Source organism: Erythrobacter sp. SN021 (assembly GCF_021864455.1).
On the sequence record NZ_JAKKUW010000134.1, the window covers coordinates 1 to 366 of the forward strand.

General features: G+C 43.2%; 1 protein-coding gene. It reads left to right on the plus strand.

Features of this window, described 5'->3' with window-relative positions:
• A partial coding sequence (locus tag L5849_RS15275; protein ID WP_236926236.1) for an EF-hand domain-containing protein occupies window positions 1-253 on the plus strand: 253 nt, incomplete at its 5' end.
• Between the last annotated feature and the right edge of the window lie 113 nt (window positions 254-366).

The window sequence follows — 366 nt, forward strand, 5'->3', positions numbered from 1 at the left end:
TATGATACGTGGCTTTCACGACAGGTTGGACGTCAACGGTGACGGTTTCTTGTCGGCAGAGGAGTACACCACAATGTTCTTCCAACTCGGTGTACTGGATCTGTCGTTTGTGAAAGAGGCGTTCAAGGCAATCGATGTCAACGGAGATGGGAAGTTGAGCATCGAGGAATTCATTAACGCCTTCTTCGATTTTCTTTTCTCGGAAGATGAAAAGAGTCCGAATACGTACTACTTCGGACCACTTGCCTACTAGATCTCCATTCTCCTGTTGAAAGGCTTCTACTTTTTCCATAGATTTACCTAATTCTTGTTGCTTATGGGTCTACATAAATGCAATGAAAGGATGAGAAAGTCATAGAAAACTAG